Origin of the sequence: Marinomonas rhodophyticola, assembly GCF_026113935.1 — a bacterium.
Classification (GTDB): domain Bacteria; phylum Pseudomonadota; class Gammaproteobacteria; order Pseudomonadales; family Marinomonadaceae; genus Marinomonas; species Marinomonas rhodophyticola.
On the sequence record NZ_JAPEUL010000007.1, the window covers coordinates 819,380 to 842,110 of the forward strand.

Annotated in this window: 20 protein-coding genes and 3 pseudogenes; 14 read left to right on the forward strand and 9 right to left on the reverse strand. The window is 44.7% G+C overall.

All coding sequences use genetic code 11. The features are described 5' to 3' along the window. Nucleotides 1-61: 61 nt before the first annotated feature. From nth to metG, 9 genes and pseudogenes are all read right to left on the reverse strand, one after another. Nucleotides 62-697, reverse strand: a pseudogene (nth, locus tag ONZ52_RS12745) (endonuclease III). Between the two features lie 80 nt (nucleotides 698-777). Continuing rightward, nucleotides 778-1,541, reverse strand: a pseudogene (locus ONZ52_RS12750) (electron transport complex subunit E). Between the two features lie 15 nt (nucleotides 1,542-1,556). Then, nucleotides 1,557-2,174 (reverse strand): electron transport complex subunit RsxG, encoded by a 618-nt coding sequence (gene rsxG / locus ONZ52_RS12755; protein WP_265219024.1) that lies wholly within the window; start codon nucleotides 2,172-2,174, stop codon nucleotides 1,557-1,559. Further along, nucleotides 2,174-3,163 (reverse strand): RnfABCDGE type electron transport complex subunit D, encoded by a 990-nt coding sequence (locus ONZ52_RS12760; RefSeq protein WP_321160309.1) that lies wholly within the window; start codon nucleotides 3,161-3,163, stop codon nucleotides 2,174-2,176. The genes rsxG and ONZ52_RS12760 overlap by 1 nt, the downstream gene beginning before the upstream one ends. Nucleotides 3,164-3,231: 68 nt before the next feature. After that, entirely contained in the window at nucleotides 3,232-3,405 is a 174-nt protein-coding gene (locus ONZ52_RS12765; protein ID WP_265219025.1) for a hypothetical protein, read from the reverse strand. Then, nucleotides 3,372-5,936: an electron transport complex subunit RsxC gene (gene rsxC, locus ONZ52_RS12770; protein ID WP_265219026.1), complete on the reverse strand. Its 2,565-nt coding sequence runs from the start codon at nucleotides 5,934-5,936 to the stop codon at nucleotides 3,372-3,374. Before rsxC ends, ONZ52_RS12765 begins: the two co-directional genes overlap by 34 nt. Then, nucleotides 5,936-6,532, reverse strand: coding sequence for an electron transport complex subunit RsxB (rsxB, locus tag ONZ52_RS12775; protein WP_265219027.1), 597 nt, complete (start codon nucleotides 6,530-6,532; stop codon nucleotides 5,936-5,938). The genes rsxC and rsxB overlap by 1 nt, the downstream gene beginning before the upstream one ends. A gap of 9 nt (nucleotides 6,533-6,541) precedes the next feature. Further along, nucleotides 6,542-7,123 (reverse strand): electron transport complex subunit RsxA, encoded by a 582-nt coding sequence (gene rsxA, locus ONZ52_RS12780; RefSeq protein WP_111606942.1) that lies wholly within the window; start codon nucleotides 7,121-7,123, stop codon nucleotides 6,542-6,544. A gap of 314 nt (nucleotides 7,124-7,437) precedes the next feature. Continuing rightward, nucleotides 7,438-9,483 carry a methionine--tRNA ligase gene (metG, locus tag ONZ52_RS12785; RefSeq protein WP_265219413.1) on the reverse strand — a complete coding sequence of 682 codons (2,046 nt, stop codon included), beginning with the start codon at nucleotides 9,481-9,483 and terminating at the stop codon, nucleotides 7,438-7,440. A gap of 232 nt (nucleotides 9,484-9,715) precedes the next feature. On the opposite strand from metG, the gene apbC reads away from it, so the two are divergent. The 14 genes and pseudogenes from apbC to ONZ52_RS12855 all read left to right on the forward strand — a co-directional run bounded on the left by apbC (nucleotide 9,716) and on the right by ONZ52_RS12855 (nucleotide 22,608). Then, nucleotides 9,716-10,786, forward strand: a complete 1,071-nt coding sequence (gene apbC, locus ONZ52_RS12790) for an iron-sulfur cluster carrier protein ApbC (protein WP_265219029.1) — start codon at nucleotides 9,716-9,718, stop codon at nucleotides 10,784-10,786. Nucleotides 10,787-10,795: 9 nt separating this feature from the next. Then, on the forward strand, nucleotides 10,796-11,209 hold the full coding sequence (dcd, locus tag ONZ52_RS12795; RefSeq protein ID WP_265219031.1) for a dCTP deaminase: 414 nt from the start codon (nucleotides 10,796-10,798) through the stop codon (nucleotides 11,207-11,209). After that, complete coding sequence (locus tag ONZ52_RS12800) at nucleotides 11,202-11,381, forward strand: dCTP deaminase/dUTPase family protein (RefSeq protein WP_265219032.1); 180 nt, start codon at nucleotides 11,202-11,204, stop codon at nucleotides 11,379-11,381. Before dcd ends, ONZ52_RS12800 begins: the two co-directional genes overlap by 8 nt. A gap of 1,189 nt (nucleotides 11,382-12,570) precedes the next feature. Then, nucleotides 12,571-12,999 (forward strand): type III toxin-antitoxin system TenpIN family toxin, encoded by a 429-nt coding sequence (gene tenpIN, locus ONZ52_RS12805; protein ID WP_265219034.1) that lies wholly within the window; start codon nucleotides 12,571-12,573, stop codon nucleotides 12,997-12,999. 455 nt (nucleotides 13,000-13,454) lie between these two features. Beyond that, entirely contained in the window at nucleotides 13,455-14,141 is a 687-nt protein-coding gene (locus ONZ52_RS12810) for a DUF4145 domain-containing protein (protein ID WP_265219035.1), read from the forward strand. Between the two features lie 94 nt (nucleotides 14,142-14,235). Then, complete coding sequence (locus tag ONZ52_RS12815; RefSeq protein WP_265219036.1) at nucleotides 14,236-14,814, forward strand: hypothetical protein; 579 nt, start codon at nucleotides 14,236-14,238, stop codon at nucleotides 14,812-14,814. Between the two features lie 878 nt (nucleotides 14,815-15,692). Beyond that, on the forward strand, nucleotides 15,693-16,673 hold the full coding sequence (locus ONZ52_RS12820; RefSeq protein WP_265219038.1) for a LysR family transcriptional regulator: 981 nt from the start codon (nucleotides 15,693-15,695) through the stop codon (nucleotides 16,671-16,673). Nucleotides 16,674-17,098: 425 nt separating this feature from the next. Beyond that, nucleotides 17,099-17,275 (forward strand): annotated as a pseudogene (locus ONZ52_RS12825) (dihydrodipicolinate synthase family protein); the annotation flags it as partial. A gap of 64 nt (nucleotides 17,276-17,339) precedes the next feature. Further along, the gene (locus ONZ52_RS12830) at nucleotides 17,340-17,999 is read left to right on the forward strand and encodes a dihydrodipicolinate synthase family protein (RefSeq protein ID WP_265219039.1); all 660 of its coding nucleotides are present in this window, start codon (nucleotides 17,340-17,342) and stop codon (nucleotides 17,997-17,999) included. Nucleotides 18,000-18,051: 52 nt separating this feature from the next. Next, complete coding sequence (locus ONZ52_RS12835) at nucleotides 18,052-19,554, forward strand: aldehyde dehydrogenase (protein ID WP_265219040.1); 1,503 nt, start codon at nucleotides 18,052-18,054, stop codon at nucleotides 19,552-19,554. Between the two features lie 92 nt (nucleotides 19,555-19,646). Continuing rightward, entirely contained in the window at nucleotides 19,647-20,474 is an 828-nt protein-coding gene (locus ONZ52_RS12840; protein WP_265219041.1) for an NAD(P)/FAD-dependent oxidoreductase, read from the forward strand. 61 nt (nucleotides 20,475-20,535) lie between these two features. Then, nucleotides 20,536-21,003, forward strand: coding sequence for an FAD-binding oxidoreductase/lyase (locus ONZ52_RS12845; protein ID WP_265219042.1), 468 nt, complete (start codon nucleotides 20,536-20,538; stop codon nucleotides 21,001-21,003). A gap of 236 nt (nucleotides 21,004-21,239) precedes the next feature. Further along, on the forward strand, nucleotides 21,240-22,277 hold the full coding sequence (dctP, locus tag ONZ52_RS12850; RefSeq protein WP_265219043.1) for a TRAP transporter substrate-binding protein DctP: 1,038 nt from the start codon (nucleotides 21,240-21,242) through the stop codon (nucleotides 22,275-22,277). A 91-nt stretch (nucleotides 22,278-22,368) separates the two neighbouring features. Continuing rightward, nucleotides 22,369-22,608: a hypothetical protein gene (locus ONZ52_RS12855; RefSeq protein WP_265219044.1), complete on the forward strand. Its 240-nt coding sequence runs from the start codon at nucleotides 22,369-22,371 to the stop codon at nucleotides 22,606-22,608. Nucleotides 22,609-22,731 lie beyond the last annotated feature (123 nt).

Sequence of the window (22,731 nt, forward strand, 5' to 3'; positions counted from 1 at the left end):
AATACGATGTTATTTAAATTTAGGTTAGTCTTTAGTTAACTAAAGAGAGTTGATTAAAAGATTAGGTTGAGGTCTTATCTTTAAATTCGCACAAGTCTTCAATCACGCATGCGTCGCACTTAGGCTTGCGCGCCACGCAGATATAACGACCGTGAAGTATCATCCAATGGTGTGCATCCAAAAGAAACTCTTTCGGGACAAACTTCAGCAGTTTCATTTCAACTTCTAGGACGTTTTTACCTGGAGCAACTTTAGTGCGGTTGCTAAAACGAAAGATGTGCGTGTCGACAGCCATAGCGACTTGGCGAAAGGCGGTGTTAAGGACCACATTGGCGGTTTTGCGGCCAACACCTGGTAGCGCTTCGAGTCTCTTCACGAGTTTCAGGGACGATACTGTTGTGCTTTTCGATGAGGATTTGGCAAGTTTTGATGGCATTTTCGGCCTTAGCGTTAAATAGGCCAATGGTTTTGATGTAGCTTTTTAAGCCATCTACACCAAGCGCCAGCATTTTTTCTGGTGTGTTCGCGACAGGAAAAAGCTTGCGCGTGGCTTTGTTAACACTCACGTCTGTGGCTTGCGCAGAAAATAACACCGCAATCAAAAGCTCAAAAGGTGAGTTGTATTCCAGCTCGGTTACGGGATTTGGGTTTTCAGCTCGTAAGCGAGAAAAATCTCGTAGCGTTTGTCTTTGTTCACGTTTGACTGCCTTTATGACGCTTAAAATTCCCTCCCCTTATCTCTTCCAAGGGGAGGGTTAAAGTGGGGTTTTAAATAGGTTAACTAACTTGTCCAGTCACACGAACCCGTTTTGACGCACTTGGGCCGTCTTTGGCTTTTTGTGTGGCGATACGTTGCTTTTCCCGTTCATCAAGGTAGTTTTTGCCTGCGATTAACAAACCTAAGCCAATAAATGCGCCCGGTGGTAAGACAGCAAACAACACATTAGGATAGTTTTCGAATACCACCCATTTCCACCCAATGGCGACATCACCAAACAATAATTGCATATCAGAAAATAGCGTACCTTGGCCAATCAGTTCGCGCATCGCGCCTAGAGTCACTAGGATAAACATGAAGCCTAAGCCCATCATAAAGCCATCTATAGCCGATGGCAGAACAGGGTTGCGACTCGCAAAGGCATCGGCACGACCGAGAATGGCGCAGTTTGTTACGATCAGTGGAATGAAAATACCTAGAATTTGATAGAGTCTCATAAGTATAAGCCTGCATCACCAATTCGATACAGGTCGTGAATGAGGCGATGATCATCACGAAGGCTGGCAGACGAACCGCATCAGCAACATAATTACGGATGATGGAAACGGCAATATTGGAGTCCCATCAACACAACCATGGTGGCTAAGCCAAGGCCTAAGGCGTTGACCACGGTACTGGTGACCGCCAGCATAGGACACAAGCCAAGCAATTGAACAAGGGCTGGGTTGTTTTTCCAAATGCCGTTATAAATGATTTCTGCGTAATTGGCGCTTGGTTTACTCTCTTCTTGAGTAGCGTCACTGGTTGCTGTTTCTGCGCTCATTTTCATTTGGCTATCCTAATACGCTAACAGCGTATCTTTGTGTTGATCAAAATAAATAAGAGTGTTCTTTACGGCGCGCACCACGGCGCGAGGCGTGATGGTTGCCCCTGTGAATTGGTCAAAATCTCCGCCGTCTTTTTTCACGCCCCAGCCTTTAAGGTCTGGATTGTCTAACGATTTGTTAGAGAAGCTGAGTATCCATTTGGATTTTTTAAGCTCCACCTTGTCGCCCAGCCCAGGTGTTTCTTTGTGACTGATGACTCGGCTACCGGTGACAATACCGTTTTTGTCAATGGCAACCAGCATGTCTAAATTACCGTTATAGCCACGCGGTGCGATGGTCTCGAAAATAATGGCAGTGACTTCGCCGTTTTTACGAGCGATGTGAATTTTAATGCCTTCTTCACTCCCCAATAACGGATCGGCAGGAAGAAAGGCTACGTCTTTGGTTAAATCGTTATCGTACAAATTGGCTGGCAAAATTTCGTTAAAGGCAGAAATTTGCGCTTCCAAAATATTGTCCTTAATGGTGTGATCGGTCAATTGATGCGTGATCGCGATGAGACCTGCAGTCAGCACGGCAAAGATAGCCAGACCTAGACTGTTGCGACGAATAGAGGCCAACAATTCCATTAGTTATCCTCCCCAACTTTTAAGCCTGTTTTGGCTTTTTTGTGGCCGTAGGTTCTGGGCTGAGTGTAGTAATCGATTAAAGGCGCGGCGAAGTTCATCAGTAACACGCCAAATGCCACACCATCAGGGTAGCCGCCCCAAGAGCGAATAATATAAATCAAGATGCCAATGCCGGCACCGTAGATCAGTTTGCCGCGATTACTGGTGCAAGAAGACACAGGGTCGGTGGCAATAAAGAAAGCACCAAACATCGCCGCGCCAGTGGTGAGGTGGAAAAACGGTGTTGCGGTGTTCGTTGGGTCCAATAAATGAAAGGCGCCAGACATGACCAACAAAGCACCCAATAGTGCCACTGGCGTGTGCCAAGTAATAATGCGCAACCCAATCAGAGCAAGACCACCCACAAGATACGCTAGGTTGACCCAAAGCCAGCTATTTAGACTTGGGCCTTGCAGCGCGGCAATGCTGCTAAAGGCCGCTTGGCTATCTAGTAAATCCTTGTGTTTAAAGCCATCTAAGGGCGTTGCCATGGTGTAGCTATCAATCACTGGCAGCTGATGGAAAATCGCCTGCAGGCTTTGCATGAAAGACATTGTTTCACCAGCTGACACCATGCTATGCACGCCTAGCCATTGACTCATTGGCACAGGAAAAGACACCAGTACGATGGCGTAGCCGACCATGGCTGGATTGAATGGGTTATTCCCTAAGCCGCCATAAAGCTGTTTGGCAAAGATAATCGCAAAAGCGACCGCTGTGACCGTTACCCACCAAGGCACAATGGGAGGAAGCGCAACGCCCAATAACACAGCGGTTAATAGTGCGCTGTAATCTTTCAAGAAAAAACCAACCTGACGGCGACGAATCGCCAGAATAGCCGCTTCACTTAATAATGCCGTGATGCAGGCAATCATTAGGTTGACTAACGTGCCCCAGCCAAATAACCAAGTTTGTACCACGATGCCAGGAATGGTCGCTAAAATGACCATCTGCATCACCCAAGCGGTGCGACGTCCTGCACGTTGTGTGTGGGGGAGGTGATCCTCAATAATGCCATCTAACGATTCTCTTGCAGGTTGGTTTGCGAATGAATAAGTTTTTCTAATAGTGCTTCGGCGCTTTGTAGGCGTTGCTCTGTTGTTGCTATCTCTTGCTTAATGTTGTCTGCGTCTTCCGGTGAACTTTCTAGGCGCTTATTCAGTTTATTGATTTGCGCTTTAGCCAAAGCCACGGCGATTTTTTCTTTTTGATCTGGGTTGCTAAATCCATTTCTGGTTCGGCTTTGGCTTCGCTTCTTGCAACTGCATCCGCTGTTTTTTCTGCTGGAGTAGCAACTGGAGCTGCAGTTTGTGTGCTTTCTTCCGCTTCAAGAACGGTAAGTTTTTCTTGCGCTTCTATCAATTTCTTAGGCCATTCTGACGCTTCTATTTCGCTTTCATCTTTGCCTTGTTCTTTCAAAAGCTGGATGTTTTTCTCGGCTTTTTTCACGCCTGCCTTGGCGATGGCAAGATCAATTTTACGTTTCTTAGCGGCATCGGCATCCACACTGTTTGGTGCCACTTCGGCAATTGTTTCTGTCTTTGGCGTCGTGGTTGCTGGATTGGCTAAGGCGTTTTCCAGTTCGTCCGCTCGCTGTTGCGCTTCTTTTAGCTGTTGGCGAATGGCGTCGATTTCGGGGGCTTGAATCTCTTCTGCTTTTTTCAAGGCTTTTTCGACTTTCTTCACCGCCGCTTTGGCAATGGCTGCGTCGATTTTGAGCTTTTTCAGTTCATCGCTGATGGCCGGTTTGCTGTCTGCTTTGTTGTCATTGGCAGGTGCCGCTGCTGGAGCGTCGCTTAGCTTGGCGGCTTTATCTTGTGCTGCTTTTAGGTCTGCCTCAAAAGCGGTAACCTTGTCTTGCAGCTCTTGATCGGCGGGATTGTCTGCTAACTGTGCTTTTAGCTTTTTCAGTTTGACGCCAATGAGTGCCACATCCACTTTGGCCTTTTTCAATTCGTCATTAACCGGCGCAGGGGCAGGTTTAGTCACGTTGGCTTCAGCCGCAATGGGTGCAGCTTCAACTGTTTTGGCGAGCTGATCTTCAAGTAAAGCGACGGCTTTTTCTTGTTCAGTCACTTGTAGCTGCAGGTTGCTGATTTCCTCAACATGTTCGTTTTCTTGTGCTTCAAGCAGCTGTTTTTGTAGCTTTTTCAATTTGGATTTGCTGATGGCGATGTCCACTTTGAGTTTTTTCGATTCGTCAGTCGTTGCAGGCGCAGCAGTGATCGTTGGAGCTGCGTTTGTCGGTGCGGCTTTTTTCTCTTCCGCGGCTTTGCTTGGTGTCGCTTTTTGACGAGCAAGGCGCTTGGCTTCTTTTTCAGCGGCTTCGGCGTCTTGACGAGCTTTGCGTGCCTCAAAGCGTTGCTTAGCCAAATCAGATTTCACGGTGGCTTCACGGGCTTCGCGTATGCTGCTTTTGGTATGGCGATAATACTGCACCAATGGAATGCTACTTGGGCATACATAAGAACAAGCACCGCATTCGATGCAATCAAATAGATTATGGTGTTCGGCTTTTTCGAATTCTTGGCTTTTGCTAAACCACAACAACTGCTGAGGTAACAAGCTGGCAGGGCAGGCTTGTTCGCACATGCCGCAGCGGATGCAGGCTTGCTCAGGTGCGGGTGGTGGAAGCTCTTTTTTACTGGCGGCCAAAATGCAGTTACTGGTTTTGACAATCGGTACAGCGGCGGAATTTAATGTGTAACCCATCATTGGGCCACCCATGATCAAGCGGTTGAGTTTTTTCGGTTCAGATTCCGCGTAATCCAATAAGTGCGCAACTGGTGTGCCAAGCAACACTTCGACGTTTTGCGGTGCTTTTAAGGCATCGCCTGTTAGCGTGGTAAAGCGTGAGATCAGAGGCTTTCCAAACGTAATGGCATCGTGAACTGCCACGCAGGTTCCAACGTTTTGACATAATATGCCGATATCCGCTGGATACTGTCCGCTTGGTACTTCTTTTCCTGTTAATAACTGAATTAACTGTTTTTCACCACCAGAAGGGTATTTGGTTGGCACCACGGCAATTTGAATCTTGCTGTTGCGCTTGCCTAATACGGCTTGTAAGGCCGCAATAGCGGTGGGTTTATTGTCTTCGATGCCAATAACAACGTGATCCGCCTGCACAAGGTGTTGCAGTATCTCGATGCCGAGCACCAATTCTAGGGTTTTTTCACGAATTAGCATGTCATCGGCCGTGATGTAAGGTTCACATTCTGCGGCATTGATAATGAAATGCGTGAGTGGGTTCTTATAGGCGCCTTGAAGTTTCACTTGTGTCGGAAAGCCCGCACCGCCCATCCCGATAATGCCCATTTCAGACAAATACGCCAACACATCGGTTTTACTGATGTCTTGCCAATGATTTAAAGGCTCAAGTGTGGTCCAAGTATCGTGGCCGTCTGGCGTGATAATAATACAAAGGTCGCTTAATCCAGAAGGATGGGCAATCAGGCGTTCTTCAATAGCGGTAATCGTACCAGAAGTCGGTGCGTGTAAAAAACTGCTTAAAAAGCCATTGTTGATGGCGATGGTTTCGCCTTTTAACACCTTATCGCCTACCTTGACTAAAGGGCGAGAGCTTTGGCCTATGTGTTGTCCAAGTGGCAAAATAAGCTCGCTTGGTAGACTCGGTCGACCTAAAGGCAATTGTAAGGATTGAGCTTTGTTTTCCGCTGGGTGAATACCGCCATGGAAAGAAAAAATCTTGGCTGCTTGCATTAGTGTGCAACCTCCGTTTGGCGATCGGTGGCAATAATATTTAATGAGGTTGCGGCAATACCTTGTGGTTTGTCCCAAGACCAAGTTTTCGCTGTCACGCCTACTTCTACCATATCAATACAATCTACAGGGCAGGACTCGACACAAAGGTCGCAACCTGTGCATTCATCTGCAATGACGGTGTGCATTTGTTTCGCCGCACCTAAAATCGCATCCACAGGACAAGCCTGAATGCACTTAGTGCAACCAATGCACTCGTCTTCACGAATCACCGCAACGCGTTTGGCTGTTTCGGTGCCGTGATCGCCGTCTAAAGGAATGGCTTCCACATCTAATAAATCGGCTAACGCTTGGATCGTCGCTTGTCCCCCAGGAGGGCAGTGATTAATGGCTTCGCCGTTGGCAATGGCTTCCGCATAGGGACGACAACCTGGGTGGCCACATTGACCGCATTGTGTTTGCGGCAACAGAGCATCAATTTGGTCAACAATTGGGTCGCCTTCCACATGGAAGCGCACATTGGCGTAACCTAGGATGGCACCAAAAATAAGTGATAAAAGGACTAAAACTCCAATAGCGAGTAGAACGGTTAGCATCGTCGACTCCTAAATCTGTACAAGGGCGGTGAAGCCCATGAAAGCCAAAGCCATCAGACCGGCGGTAATCATACCAATCGCTGAACCTTTAAAAACCGTTGGCACATCGGCCACGTTAATGCGCTCGCGCATAGCAGAAAACAGAACCAATACAAAAGAGAAACCGACCGCAGCACCAAAGCCGTAAAGAATCGATTCGACAAAGCCATTTTGTTTGCTGATGTTCTGTAGCGCCACACCTAATACCGCACAGTTGGTGGTGATTAAAGGCAAGAAAATACCTAATACGCGATAAAGCAGAGGACTGGTTTTATGCACTACCATTTCGGTGAACTGCACAACAACAGCAATCACTAAAATAAAGGAAATGGTCTGTAAGTACTCCAGTCCAAATGGCTGCAAAATATAGGTGTAAGTGAGATAGCTGCATAGACTCGACAATGTCAAAACAAAGGTCGTGGCCATGGCCATACCAATAGAGGTTTCTAATTTGCCAGATACGCCCATAAAAGGGCAAAGTCCCAAAAACTGTACCAATACAAAGTTGTTAACCAAGATGGTACTGACCAGTATCAAGAGATATTCAGTCATCTCACTTCCAAAAATATAGGAGACCTATGCACAATGTTGTGTAAAGGTTTCATTAGGTGAATATGGTGATTTTAGATGCTTTTGCTGAAAAGTATCTTTGAGCGTAACTATACCAATCTGCTTATAACTAACAAGACTAAAGCTTTTGTATTTCTAGTCCGATTTAGTATATAGATAATAAGTTATGCTTATATAAGTTCGGTTTATGTTTCTTTATTAATGCTAATGCCCACCTTATTAAGAATGTTTCTTATTCACTAAGGTGGGCATGGTTATTTATCGCATTATTGAGAACAACACGGATGTTTTCTGTCTTACATCACTCGTTGACCGGGTTTGGCACCAGTATGTGGTTCAAGCAAATAAATCTCTTCCCCACCTGGGCCTGCAGCCAGTACCATGCCTTCTGACATACCAAACTTCATTTTGCGTGGCGCAAGGTTAGCGACCATCACAGTGTGTTTGCCTTCTAGATCTTCTGGCTTATAAGCTGACTTAATACCAGAGAACACAGTGCGAGTCTCTCCGCCGATATCCAACGTCAGTTTTAATAGCTTGTTGGCTTTTTCAACGTGCTCGGCTTTGACGATCAAGGCAATGCGCAAATCCACTTTGGCGAAATCATCAAAATTGATTTCCTCTGCGATGGGGTCTTTGCTTAGCTCTGTTTCAGCAGGCAGTGCAGCGGCTTTTTCGGCGGCGTCGGCTTGAGCTTCTTCTTTGCCTTCTTCAATCATGGCATCGATTTGTGTTTGCTCAATACGACCCATTAAAGGTTTAAAGGTATTGACCGTACGACCAAACAGCAATTCACTGCGATTGTCCCAAGTCAGTTCTTTACCAAGGAAGGTTTCCGCATCGGCGACCATGTTTGGCATCACAGGCTTCAAGTACGTGGCTAAGATGCTGAATAGGTTCAACGCAACCGTACACACGTCTTGTACTTTCGGTAAGGTGGCTTCGTCTTTTGCCAATACCCAAGGCGCTTGAACGGCAATGTATTCGTTTGCCACATCAGCTAAACGCATCACTTCACGAATCGCTTTACCGTATTCGCGGCTTTCAAAATGCTGAGCGATGATGTCGCCAGAATTGATGAAAGATTGAATCATCTCGCCTTCACTTTCAGTGCTGGCCAATTGACCATCGAACTTTTTGCTAATGAAACTGGCGGTACGGCTTGCAATATTGACCACCTTGCCGACCACATCCGAATTGACGCGCTGAATGAAGTCTTGCAGGTTTAAATCAATGTCATCCACGCTGGCGTTTAGCTTCGCAGCAAAGTAGTAACGCAAATACTGTGGATCCAAGTGGTTCAAGTAAGTACGGGCTTTAATAAAGGTACCGCGTGACTTGGACATCTTAGTTCCATTGACTGTCACATAACCATGGGCATTAACTTTGGTTGGTGTGCGGTAACCCGCACAATCCAACATGGCTGGCCAGAATAGCGCGTGGAAGTTGATGATGTCTTTACCGATAAAATGGTATAGCTCGGCATCAGAATCTTTTGCCCAATAATCATCAAAGTTCAAGCCTTCCGTGCGGTCACATAGGTTTTTAAAGCTCGCCATGTAACCAATCGGTGCATCTAGCCAAACATAGAAATATTTGCCTGGTGCATCGGGAATTTCAAAACCAAAGTACGGCGCATCGCGGCTGATGTCCCATTCTTGCAAGCCAGAACCTAGCCATTCGGACAGCTTATTAGCGACTTGATCTTGCAAGGTTCCACTGCGCGTCCATTTTGTTAAAAAGTCTTGGAAGTCCGGTAACTTAAAGAAATAATGCTCAGACTCTTTTTCAATCGGTGTGGCGCCCGAGTAGACCGAGCGTGGATTGATCATTTCCATCGGTGTGTAAGTGGCTGAGCAGACTTCACAGTTGTCGCCGTATTGATCTTCTGCTTTACACTTAGGACAGGTTCCTTTGATGAAACGGTCTGCAAGGAACATCTCTTTTTCAGGGTCGTAAGCTTGTACGATAGAGCGAACCGCTATTTTTCCGTTATCACGTAGCGCTGTGTAAATGCGGTTTGAAATCTCACGATTTTCGTCAGAATGGGTAGAATAATAGTTATCGTAACCGATCAAGAAGTCGTTAAAATCGGCCATATGTTCTTGACGAACGCCATCGATCAATTCTTCTGAGGTTATGCCCTGTTGATCGGCTTTAATCATAATTGCTGTGCCGTGAGCGTCATCCGCACACACTGCAGTACAAAGGTGGCCGCGCATTTTTTGAAAACGCACCCAGATGTCGGTTTGGATGTGTTCCAGCATATGCCCTAGATGGATAGAACCATTGGCATAAGGAAGGGCGCTGGTGACTAAAATTTTGCGTTGCGTTTGTGCCATTTTTGATAAGCCTGCTGGATTAAAAAAGGTCGGGTATTCTAGCAATAAATAGGCACCAATGACGAATAAATAACGTGCCTAGGCTATGGATAGAATGTAGAGAGCGTCATTATAAGACCCAGCTCCCTCTGTGCAAGTCTTCACACTTGCTTTTCCGTAATTTGCCCCCACATTTGGCACAAGTCCCAAAAATTAAATACTATTCGATATTACCGCCTCACTAGGAGTTCCCATGTTAACTGATGCCCAATTACAGGCGAGATTAGAAGCCCTTATTGATGACAACACAGGGCAAGCGTACGGCCCTGTATGGAAAGTCCTCGCGGACAATCATCGTGTTCATGTCACCTTGACCCTAGGCTATCCAACACAAACACAACAAACGGCTTTAGAGACCAAGATAAAAGCCATCATGGCAGATCCCCGTGAATTGGTACTAGACATTGAGTGCCAAATCACAAGCCATGCCACGCAGGGCAACATCGCCGGGCTAAAAGGTGTGAAGAACATCATCGCCGTGGCGTCTGGTAAAGGTGGCGTGGGCAAATCTACCACCACAGTAAACCTTGCCCTTGCCATGGCAAAAGAGGGCGCGCGCGTTGGTATTTTGGATGCTGACATCTATGGCCCAAGCCAAGGCATGTTGCTTGGTTTCGCCGAAGGCACACGTCCACAAGTACGCGAAGACAAATTTTTTGTGCCGCCTACCGCGTTTGGCGTGCAAGTGATGTCCATGGCATTTTTAACCACGAAAGACACCCCTGTAGCGTGGCGTGGCCCCATGGTAACGGGTGCCTTGATGCAGATCTTGACGCAAACTGACTGGAATGATCTCGACTACTTATTCATCGACATGCCACCGGGCACAGGGGACATCCAATTAACCCTAGCGCAAAAAGTGCCAGTGGCGGGTTCCGTTATCGTGACCACACCACAAGACATCGCCTTACTGGATGCTCGTCGTGGTATCGAAATGTTTAACAAGGTGAAAATTCCTGTGTTGGGCGTGGTGGAAAATATGTCGACGCACATCTGTTCCAACTGCGGCCACCACGAAGCCATCTTCGGTGACGAAGGCGGTGCCAGCCTAGCAAAAGAATATAATGTCAATGTATTGGGCAAATTGCCACTTAGCCTCGCCATTCGAGAACAAAGCGACGCAGGTCGCCCCATCGTCGTTAATGCGCCAGAAAGTGATACGGCAGGCATTTATCAGTCGATTGCGCGCAAGCTTGGTGCTACCCTTGCATCCCAACAGAATGAACAAATAGCCATGCCGACCATTGGCATGAGCGACGACTGAGGAAAAGTAATGCGTTTGTGTGACCGAGATATTATAAAAGCCCTAGATGAAGGTTCTATTGTGATTGAACCTCGCCCTGATAACAGCGTCATCAGCGGTGTGTCTGTGGATTTGCGATTGGGTAACTCGTTTCGAGTCTTCCAAGGTCACCCAGCGCCATACCTCGACCTAAGCAGCTCAAAAGCCGACTTAAGCAAAGTCATCGAATCCGTCATGAGCGACGAAATCCTCGTTGAAGACGGCAAGCCTTTCTTCATCCATCCGGGCGAATTGGTGCTTGGCGTGACCAAAGAATCTGTCACTCTTCCTGACAACCTAGTCGGCTGGCTCGATGGTCGCTCCTCCTTAGCGCGCCTCGGCTTAATGGTTCATGTCACCGCGCACCGCATCGACCCAGTGTTGGAGCGGCGGCATCGTGCTTGAATTCCTCAACGGCGGCAAACTGCCCATCGCCCTAAGCCCAGGTATGACCATTGGAGCCATCAACTTCGAGACCATGTCTGGCTCGGCGGATCGCCCTTATAACAAACGCGCCAACGCCAAGTACAAAGACCAAACCTCCGCGGTTGGCAGCCGGATCTCCGGCGAGAACTAGTTTTTCATTGCAAATTTTTTTAAGAAAGAGGCTCCGGCCTCTTTTTTTGTGTCTAAATTCCCTCCCCTTATGTCTTCCAAGGGGAGGGTTAGGGTGGGGTTATTTCTTTGGGCTTTAAAGGATATTTGTTTCTTCTCAATTGCTTTTAGCTGCAGGTTTATTCCGCTCTGCTGAGCGGGTAACTTTTTGCTAGCGCCCAAAAAGTAACCAAAAATTCGCTTTAAGATCTTTAATGCCTGATTTTCTTCGTAGGTGCATGATTACTTCCTACGCTCTAGGGTAGTAAGGCATAGATTGCTTATTTAGTCAGAGATAGATCATCAAACAATGACCCTGAAACTCCATAAAGTCGCGCAACTTCGTCGCGTCGAACTGATTTCTTCGTAGCTAATCGTTTGCAATTTTTTACTTGATATCGCAATGCCAATCGTAGGGCGTGATGAGGGAGGTACGACCGCTTTTCTGTAATATAAGAGCGCCGTTGAAAGCGAAGCTTTCACATGTAGGTCGTCCTTCAGGGCGACGCGGAATTTAGATTCCATTCAAACGCTTTTTATCCCCAACCTTTTTTCCGCTCTGCTGAGCGGGTAACTTTTGCTAGCGCCCAAAAAGTAACCAAAAATTCGCTTTAAGATCTTTAATGCCTGATTTTCTTCGTAGGTGCATGATTACTTCCTACGCTCTAGGGCAGTAAGGCATAGATTGTTTTTGATGATTTTAGAAATGGTATTTTTAACTGACCCTGAAACGCCATAGGGTCGCGCAACTTCGTCGCGTCGAATTGACTGCTTCATAGAGGCAGATTTTCGTAGGGCGGATGAGGGAGGCACGACCGTGATCCGCCGTTTTCTTCGTACCAGATGCAAGTCATTTTCCACAAGGGGACAAGTGCCCGCGAAGGCAGGAATCAATCATTGACGGTCAATGATGGTGTGTTTATTTAGGCTTGGTTCGGTATATCTTTTAGGTTGATAAATGTACAGTTGGTTGACATCATTATCCAAGATAGCGATACTAAGGGTGTAGATGACGTGGCGGTAGAGGCATCCCCACATGAAAAACACCAACCTCATTTGAAGTCGCGGCGGTAGAGGCATCCCCGCAATAAATAGCATCAACCTCAATGGAAGTTCTACTCGAAAAGCCCTTATTTTATAAGGGCTTTTTGTTTTTTATAACAAGGATAGTTATGAAGATCAGGCTGTTAACAGAAGCTGCTTACAATCGAATAATTACACTAAAAGAAACCATGAGTAAAAAAGATCGTGGTTATGGTGTGATTCCAGTCAAGATTCAAAATATCACCTTTGCGATTCCATTCAGAAGCAATATGGCTCATAAACATGGGTTTAAAACCGTATTCCACAATGGTGTATGGAATGGTGTTGACTACTCCAAAGCCATCATCATCACAGAAGACGACCTACAGCCCAAAGCATTCAAACTTCGTAGCGAAGCGGAATACCAAAAAGTAAAAAATAACAGAGACAAAATTCAACGGCAATTTGAAAAATACGTAAACGACTATGTCTCACAGGCCAAAATGGGAAAGCTCCCGAATCTTCAGCGCTTTGGTTATACCACGTTGATAAATTACCATGACGAGCTTGGGTTGTAGATCGTGGCTTCAGTTCCATACGGAATTTAGGTTGCATTCAAACGCTTTGTATTCCCAACCTTTTTTTCATTTTCTCATGCAGTTGTTCTTCAGGACTACAAAAAACTAAATGCACATGCGCACTATTAATTTTTGAGCTAAGCCGCTTCACGGAGCGACAGAGAAGAGTAAGTTCTAAAAAACTGATCAGGTCATAAGGACTGAGGGAATCTCTTGCCTCTCGGGTGAAATCGCGCTAAAAAAGAGCAAATTAAGAATCAATGTAGCGGCGATCAAAGGCGATGTGAAGCGACATAGTCCAGACAGACGCTGGTATTTAGCGAGTTATATAACAGGGAAGTCCTACCATGAAAAAAGCAATCCCCCTATATAGACAACGTAGCCGTTCAACAGTGGGTTATAGCCGCAGCTATGCTGCCGTATAACCCTTAATTATTACAAAATAGGGTTGTCTGATGCCGAAAATTACTACCGAAAAAGACAAGCAAATAAATGAGATTATTGACGCTCCTTGCGGTGTTTGTAAGAGAAGCACCAAGCATAAGATCTTAGCGGATATTGAGTTGGCTGGAAGAGAAGAAACTGATCACGCGCTGCTTTACGGCTGGGATAACGAGTACCAGATAATTCAGTGTCAGGGGTGTGAGACAGTCATGTTTCGGCAGACACATACCAACTCGGAAGACATAGAGCATTCTGCCGATCCAGATGGTTGGGAGGCTGAGTATGTAAAATTCGAAGATTACTACCCAAACCCAGAAAAGAATCGAACTGGGTTGTCTGACGACCATCTTTTTCCCGATAAGCTTCAGAGAATCTACACTGAAACATTAAACGCTTTGAATAGAAACAGCCCAGTACTTACAGGTATTGGCCTGCGAGCAATAATAGAGGCTGCGTGCAAAGACCAAGCTGCGACTGGAAAAGACCTATATGCTAAGATAAATAGCTTGGTCGAACAAAGAGTTCTAACTAAAGAGGGTGCAGAAATACTTCATAAGCTTAGAGTGCTCGGAAATGACGCAGCGCATGAGGTAAAGCCACATTCTAACGTTCAATTAGGGTTAGCTTTTGATGTGGTTGAGCATCTTCTTCAAGGCGTATACATCCTTCCATACCATGCCAAAAGAAAGTTTAAATAGTATAACAATCGGCTGCATAGCGACCGATTTTCCGCCGCTTCGCGGCTCCAAATCAGCGCGTGAGACTCAGCGTTATGTGGAAAGGAGGTAAAGAATGTCATTCATTTCAGGAATCAATGAACCCAAAGATATGCTGCTAAAGCTGGTGAGAGAAGGCAATAGAGTTAATTTTGAAGATAATCCAGAGAATCTGATGGATCACTTTTTTAACTTTTCTGTTACGGCTCATTCTCTGCGAGACTGGTGCATCAATTATCTTTCTCTGCAAGAAAATAAAAAGCAGCTCAACGAAGCATGGGACAACGAAAAGTATTTAGTTATAGCAAAGGATATAGCTAATTCAGTGAAACATTTCAAAATTACAATGTATACCCCTGATGTAAAAGGAACTTCATCTTCAATAATCCAAGGCGTTGTTTTTTACTCTACTGAAAACATACCAGCAAAAATGGAAAAAGCTCGGCAAAGCGCGGAGTATCGAGAGTCTCGAACTGAAGAAAGTCCAAGTTTTATTGTCACATTTACTGATGGCACAACTGAAAACTTAACTGACTATGTTTTTAAAACAGTAAAATATTGGGTTGGCTACTTTGACAGTCATGGCATTCCGAGGCACGTAGTTGATCATCACAGTATTTTTTTAAATAGGCTCTGCTGGAATTTAATCACGTAACAAACTGCAGTTGAGCAAGGTGTTAAACACCCTTCGACGCAATCCCGATTGCGCGACTCTATGGAGTTTCCGAGTCATTAACGGAAAGATTCTCTCCAGCAGCAGAACCAATCTATGCCTTACGATAAAAGTCGTGTTGCTAGACGAGATGTTAAACAATGTAAATGAGACGTTTGGGCGAAAGCCCGAGAAGAGACCTTTTGGTTACTTTTGCGGATCTGGGCAAAAGTTACCCGCCCAGCGGGGCGGAATAAAGGTTGGGAATCCAAAACGTTTGAATGGAACCAAAGAACAACCCCATCCTCCGCCTTCCCCTTGGAAGACAAAAGGGGACGGAACTAAGCTCTCGCCCAGCGGGGCGGAATAAAGGTCGGGAATCCAAAGCGTTTGAATGGAACCAAAGAACAACCCCATCCTCCGCCTTCCCCTTGGAAGACAAAAGGGGAAGGTACTAAGCTCTCGTCCAGCAGGCCGGAATAAAAGTCGGGAATCCAAAGTGTTTTAATGGAACCCAGTTTGCTCACTTCCCCACCAATCGTTATTATCCAGCCCATCTAAATTCACGAAGTGTACCAATCTATGCGTTTGTTAATGTCATCCGTTCATTGAAGTATTGAATCTCTCGATTAAACCTCTTTGTTACGCTATGCAGTCTGTGGGACTCTTTTAAACAGAGAGGATATTTTGATGCTGTATACCCAGTGTTGCGATGGTTGCATCTTGCAGGCTCATAGCCTTAGTGAAGGTGGGGGGGCAAGTGTAAGCCTTGATATTGAGTTGGGGTCTGTTTTAAGTTTTCTTAGTAAAAAAGGCTGAGCGTGATATTTTAGAATGAGCAATACTGCTTAATATGTTTAAAATATTTAAAAGAGTAGAGTATGGCAAAGCCAATTGAGCCGGATCAGATTTTATTGAAAATGCCATCCCTTAGGGCGGTAAAATCCTTTGTTGCTGCTGCGAAGTATTTAAATTTTACTCGTGCTGCCGAAGCACTTTGTGTTACTCAAGCTGCAATCAGTCGTCAAATTAGAGAGTTAGAAGCCGTGTTAGGGGTTTCTCTTTTTAAGCGAACGGGACGAGCGGTAGAGCTGACAGAGGCAGGACAGATATTTTATGATGCGGCATATTTGTCTTTTGTCAATATCGCTCAAGCTGCTCAGCGTATACAGTCGTCAGCAAATAAAAAGAAGGAGTTGAGTATTTGTTGTACGCCTGCATTTTCTTCATTTTGGTTAACGAATCGATTGCCTGATTTTGTTAAAAGGTATCCTGATATTGACATAAATGTCATTTCGACCAGCAGTATGCTGCATACAGAGCCAGGGGTATATCCTGATATTTTTATTAGTAAGTTGAGTGATCCTAGAGAGGGGTATCATTCAGAACCGCTATTTCATGACTTAATTTATCCTGTTTGTTCGGCTTTATATTTGGAGGAACACCCAGAGCTGATTAGTTTTATCAGTATAGATGATGTGACTTTGTTGAATCTGACGCCTTATGGTCGCTCGCAAGTAGCTGAGCATGTGGATTGGGATGTTTGGCTCAATAGCTTGGGGATAGGCTCGGAAGTTACTGGGCAAGTACATTACTTTAATACCAATGATTACAATATGTTAATCCAGTTAGCTGTGTCAGGGCATGGCGTTTGTCTGGGGTGGCATCATCTTGTTGCGCCATTAATTGAACAAGGAATATTAGTGAAAGTGGGTGAGAAAGAAATTACCTACCGAGAGAAAAAACACTATCTATCTTACGCAGAGCGGAATGAAAGTAAGGAGGCTTTACAGGTGTTTCGTAAGTGGTTTATTGCAGATATAGAGAAAAACTTATCGAACTTATTCAAAAAGCGATGTTAGTTGCTTCAGGTGACTTATCCCCGGCTTTTGCTGGGGCAGGGAATTATATTAGCCTTATCTTCCTCCTAACCCTCGCTACCTACCTTTTTATAGACTTTTCTATCTCACCCAAACATTACATGTGATGGGTTTTACCGATTTCTGTTTGGTCGTATAGCGATGTTTCTATGGACTCGCTTGGCTGATTAGAATGCTTGAGTTGTAGTGACGATAGTCTTCTCTTGATGTGGTTTTAAATATGAATGGTTTTATCGGAGATCAAATTAGTATTGTTGTTCGTGGTTTTTATTAACCATAACCTAGCCTTATCAATTGATCGGAGAAATGGTTGATTGTGACAGTTTCGATGCGCTCGGTAATATCAATCTAGGCGTGGTGACTTAGTTCACTATGATATTAGCATACTTCGAAATAAGGTAATTAAAATGAAATTTGCAGGGATCTACACTCCGGTTATCACCCCTTTCTTTGAAGATGGTTCCATCAATTTTGATGCTTTCTTAGAGCATGTTCAGTATTTAAAAGACTCCGGTGTTCATGGTTTGATGATTGGTGGTACGACTGGCGAATACTATGTGGAAACCCTTGAGGAACGTCTTGATCTCCTAATAAAAGCTCGCAAAGTGGTTGGCGCAGATTTGACTATCATTTTTGGTACGGGCTTCTGTGAATCCTCAAGATTCTCTATGGTTAGCTGCACGAGCGAAAGATGCCGGTGCCGATTGCCTTCTCCTTGCAACACCGCCGTACTCTCTGCCAACTCAGAAAGAATTAGCGACATTAGCGTTAGAAATCGACCGTATCGCTGATATGCCGATCATGCTTTATAACTACCCAGATCGTATGGGTATCAATATGGAGCCAGAGTTTTTTGAGCTTGTTAAGGGGGCAAAAAATATCTGCGGTATCAAGGAAAGCTCAGGGGACATCAATCGTTTACATATGCTGATGAATGATTACCCAAATATTCAAGTGACGTGTGGCATGGACGATCAAGCATTGGAATTTTTTGCTTGGGGAGCGAAAGGTTGGGTATGTGCTGGTTCTAATTTTTTGCCGAAAGAACATATTGCACTTTATAACGCATGCATCATTGAAAACGACTTTAACAAGGGTCGTAAAATAATGGCTGCGATGATGCCACTTATGAGTGTTTTGGAGCAAGGTGGCAAGTTTATTCAAAGTGTTAAGCATGGTGTGGCATTTGATGGTCGCGATGCCGGAGTGGTTCGTTCGCCTTTGATGGGGTTGGATCAAGTTGAAAAAGATGCTCTTGAGAAAGTGATTGGTATTTTGAAAAAAGAAATTTCTGAAATCATCGCGTAGCGCTTTTATCGCATTTTGGGGTACTCAATATATAAAAAAAGAGGAAAGGAACATGTCAGATTTTTTAACAACATCAGGCTATCAAAAAATTGCCAAAAATTTAGTATTGCCTACTCGCTGCTTCATTAATGGTAAATCTTATCAAGCGCTCGGTGGTGAAACGTTTACCTCAAAGAACCCAGCAACCGGCGAAGTACTGGCGCATATTACTGCCTGCCAATCTGTTGATGTGGATTATGCTGTCGCATCCGCTAAAAATGCATTTGATTCCGGTGTTTGGAGTGAAATGCATCCAAGTGAGCGCAAAGGCATTTTATTAGCTTTGTGTGACCTGGTTGAGAAAAATCAACACGAACTTGCGGTTATGGAAAGTTTAGATTCAGGTAAGCCGATTTGTGATTGCGAATCAATTGACATACCTGAGTTCGTACACACGGTACGTTGGCATGCGGAGTTGATCGATAAAATTTACGATCAAACCGCTCCTGTTGGGGCGGGGGCAATGTCGATGGTGGTACGCGAAGCGGTTGGTGTTGTTGGTGCTGTTCTTCCATGGAATTTTCCATTGCTCATGTTGGCATGGAAGATTGCCCCTGCGTTAGCTGCTGGCTGCTCTATGGTTGTGAAGCCGGCTGAACAGACCTCGTTGACGGCTATTCGAATAGCAGAATTGGCGTCTGAAGCGGGCTTCCCTGCCGGAGTTTTAAATGTCATTACTGGCGGAGGCGTTGCGGTAGGTGAATCTATTGGTCGTCATATGGATGTGGACATGGTGACCTTTACTGGATCAACTGTAACGGGTCGTCGTTTTTTACAGTATTCCGCTGAATCCAATTTGAAAAAAGTAGTATTAGAGCTGGGTGGTAAAAACCCATGTGTGGTGCTAGATGATGCTGAAGACCTTGATTACGTTGCACAACAAGTTTGTGCGGCCGCCTTTTGGAATATGGGAGAGAACTGTTCTGCAGGGTCTCGTTTGATTGTCCAAGAAGGAATCAAAGATTCATTACTTGAACACATTAAAAAGCGCTCTGCTGATTGGCGTTTAGGGGATCCACTGAACCCTGAAAACAATCTTGGTCCTATGATTGATCAAGGCCATTTTAAAAAGGTGTGTGACTATTTGGAGCTGGGTAAAACAGAAGGTTATGACGTTGTTATTGGTGGTAATTCGGTAGACGGTCGGTTTATAGAGCCAACTATTTTTGCAGGTGTTAAGAATGGTGATCGTATGGCACAAGAAGAGATTTTTGGCCCCATTCTCTCTGTCATTACGGTATCCAGCTTCGAAGAAGCAATGGCCGTTGCAAATGATACTGAATATGGCCTTGCCGCGTCTGTTTTTACGGCAAATTCTAAGCGCGCTATCAAAGCGGCTCGTGCTATTAAGGCCGGAACAGTGACGGTTAACTGCTTTGGTGAAGGTGATATTTCAACGCCATTTGGTGGGTATAAGTTGTCTGGATTTGGTGGTCGGGATAATTCGATTCATGCACATGATCAATATACCGAGCTAAAAACTATTTGGATTGATTTAAACGATCACTCTAAATAGAGCATTGCCTACAGGTACCCGATGCCGTGGTGCTTGATTTATGTCGGCCGTGCGTTGGCACGGCTTATGGCTTTTGTGATGTGGTATTCATTATGGTCAAAACAATAAAGACAAAGCGTCTACCTAAAGATCCTGGACCTGCAGGCTGGAATGAAATTTACAAAGATAAATCCTCATTTCCTGCTGTAGATACGGATATCGAGGTCGATTGGGTTGTGATTGGTGGTGGTTTTGCGGGTCTTGGTGCGGCAAAACGGTTATTGCAGTTATTAGGGAGCAAAGAGCGTATAGCCGTTATTGAGGCGCGAGGTATTGCTCAAGGCCCAGCAGGGCGAAATAGCGGTTTTATGTTGGACCTGCCTCATGAGTTGAATTCTGATACGTACGTAGGCTCTAAAGAACAAGATCTTCGCCAGATCCGTTTGAATCGAGAAGCGATAACGATGGCTGAAAGCATTGCTCATCAATACGGTATGGATAAAGCGTTATTTAGCCGATCGGGAAAAATTACAGCGTCTGCGACAGAGCGTGGCTATCGCAGTATTGAAACTTACGCGAAACATTTGACAGCTTTAGATGAACCTTATGAATTGTTGGGGGCTGATGAGCTTTATTCACTGTTGGGTACTCAGTTTTACACCAAAGGATTGAGAACGGCTAAAACGGCAATGATTCAGCCAGCAGGGTATATACACTCGGCATATAAAGGCTTGGCTTTAGAAGGTGTTCAGGTGTATGAGTGCTCGCCTGTTGTTGAAATGAAACTTAACGACAGTGTGCATACTTTGATTTGTGCGAATGGGTCTGTGAGGGCTAAAAATGTGATTATGGCAGTTAATGGTCACATACAATCTTTCGGTTTTTTTAAACAGTCTTTGCTGCATATTTTTACCTATTCGTCTATGACCCGAGCCTCTTAAAAATCATGAGTTAAAAGCGTTAGGTGGTATCGAAAATTGGGGCGTATTACCTGCCGACCCTATGGGCAGTACAATTCGTAAAATATCAGATCATGCCGGATCTGGGCATCGTATTGTGGTGCGTAATCACGCAACATTGAATCAATCAATGGAGGCGTCAGAAGGTAATTTGAAAGACGCTGCAAGGTTGCAAGACAGGTCTTTCGCACGGCGTTTTCCGATGCTTAAAGGGGTAGATATGGAATACCGCTGGGGAGGACGGCTGTGTTTAACTTATAACTCAGTACCTGCCTTTGGTGAAATAGAAAATAGGGTTTGGTCTGCTTGTTGTCAGAATGGACTGGGTACGGTGAAAGGCATGTTGTCTGGCATGATGGCTGTTGATAAAGCCGTGCTTGGGAAAACCGAGCTACTGGATGAATTTTTAATTTACCAAGAGCCTAAACGCTTACCACCAGAACCATTTTTATCGCTGGGAGCGAATGCCACGCTCAAGTGGAAAGAATGGCTTTCTGGGATTGAACTGTAATTAATTTTTCTACAAGCAGTTTTTGTACAAGCAGTTAGCTGTCACTTGTTGTGACGGCTTTTTTTGTTTTAGGGGGTGGTGGCGATGTTATCGATGACTTCAAGTTATGGTTTTATGGCCGAATATATTATTGGACGCGTCAGGAGTGCAAACCATATTCTGTAAATCCAGAATAAGTTTAACAATAAAGCGTGAAAGCAAGACTTGAACGTTTAAAAATAAAGGAACTGGATAATATGAAAAATGCACTAAATATAGGTTTAAAATATGCAAAATTGATTGCCATGACAACCTCATTGGCCGTGAGCACGATGGGGTCAGCATTTGCGAGCAATGATTCTTATAAATTCAATTTGGCTTTAGAGTCTGGTGACAGAGATTCAGCATCTGGGAAATCCATGCAGATGTGGGCTGATTTGATTAGTGAGAAATCTGATGGCCGAATGAAAGTAAATATTTTCTATCAAGGCGAATTAGGTGGTCAACAAGAATTGTTTGATCAGCTAGTAAAAGGCAACATCGACATGATGTTGACCTGGCCACAAACATCTTACGATGAGCGTTTAGGTGTTAATTACATTCCGTATCTAACGTTAGGTTGGGATGATGCGCTGAAAGCTTATGGCGAAGGTGGCTGGTTAAAAGCTATTTTTGGCCCACTATATAAAGATATTGGTTTGAAATACTTTGGACCTTATCCAGAAGGCTTTGGTGGTGTTGCGACTAAAGGTAAATATGCGACAAGTTATGCCCAAGCCGTAGAGCAAGGATTGAAAGTTCGCTCAGCCCCAGTGTTCCCTCTGCCTCAAACTATCCAAGCTATGGGGTTTCAAGCTGTTCCAATTGACTGGAATGAAGTATACACATCCATTCAAACTGGGGTGGTTGATGGCGATTCCAGTAACGTTATTTACTGGGATTACGAGTATTTTCGTGATCAATTAGACTACTATGTGCACACAAAACACAACTTTTCATCTTATGCCATGTTAATGAATGACGCGACATGGGAAAAGCTTGATGCTTTCGATCAGGCCATTATCGAAAACTCGGCAGCGGAAGTTATTAACAAGCAATTTATTGATGCCAAGATGGAAGATGACAAGTGGATCAAAAAGGCAAAAGAAGATGGCATGAAATACATCGAGCCAAGTGTTGATGATATGCGCATATGGGTGAAGAAGGTACGTGAAGAAGTTTGGCCAATCGCAGAAGAATCATTGGGTAAAGACATCATGGACAAAATTCGCGCTAACGCATCTGTTCCTCAGTAATCCCGTTTAGCAAATCTTGTTCGCGCGTTAAGACAACTAAACAGAGAGCCTCTGTTTAGTTGTCTCCTACCTGATGTATCCGAGGTTTTTTATGTTTTCTCTAAACAGTCTTATTGTGCTGATCGATAAATTAATCACAATGGTAGTCACTCCTATTGTTGTTGGTTTAAGTGCCGCTGTTGCTTTTATCTTGGCTTGGGGAGTATTTAGTCGCTCCATTCTTGACATCCCAGTATTTGGGCTGGAAGAGCCTCGTGCTGATTTCTGCTATGTGGTTGTATCTAATGGGGGCTGTATTAGCCGCCAAAGATCGCTCTCATCTAACTGCTGATTTTGTTTCCGTTATATTTAAGAATAAAAAGCTCATTGCTGGCATGAGTGTTTTAGCAACTGTCATATCACTAATTATGGCGTTGTACTTTGTGTCATGGAGTTACGAACTTTTATCATGGTC